Source organism: Xenorhabdus entomophaga, assembly GCF_037996725.1.
In the GTDB taxonomy this organism is placed as follows: domain Bacteria; phylum Pseudomonadota; class Gammaproteobacteria; order Enterobacterales; family Enterobacteriaceae; genus Xenorhabdus; species Xenorhabdus khoisanae.
In genome coordinates, this window is sequence record NZ_JBBMXH010000357.1 from 1 (window position 1) to 425 (window position 425).

Annotated in this window: 1 protein-coding gene; it reads right to left on the reverse strand. The window is 49.2% G+C overall.

The genetic code is table 11. The features are described from left to right. Positions 1-371 (reverse strand): phage tail fiber protein (locus AAC854_RS23175; protein ID WP_479715136.1); only part of this gene is annotated, 371 nt, incomplete at its 3' end. Positions 372-425: the final 54 nt, after the last annotated feature.

The following is a 425-nucleotide window of genomic DNA, read 5'->3' on the forward strand; positions in this document are numbered from 1 at the left end:
CCGGATATCTGATAATGACCGAGGCCGAGTTTGGTGACCGTGGCCCCCTCGGATTCGTCGTTGGTGGTAAATTTGCCGTCGGGGTAGATTTGGATGATGGGGGAGGATTTTTTGATGTACCCTCCTTCGGCTACATACACATTGCCATTCCATCCAAGGGCCAAAACATCACCGTGAACACCTTTTCGAAATATAAAACCAGACCGGTCGACGACGCCTTCTTGCACAATGACATATCCATAATCACCTTGTGAGCCAAAATTCACATCCAGTCCACTATCGTGTTTGATGAGAAAATTACGCCAACCGCCGCCTTTGACCACCACCCCGTCAAACGACGCAGGTTGATTCTGGATAGCTGCACCTTCCAACCCTATATTCCGCACAAACTCTGATTTGTTCGGAATATCCGCCCCATTTCGACT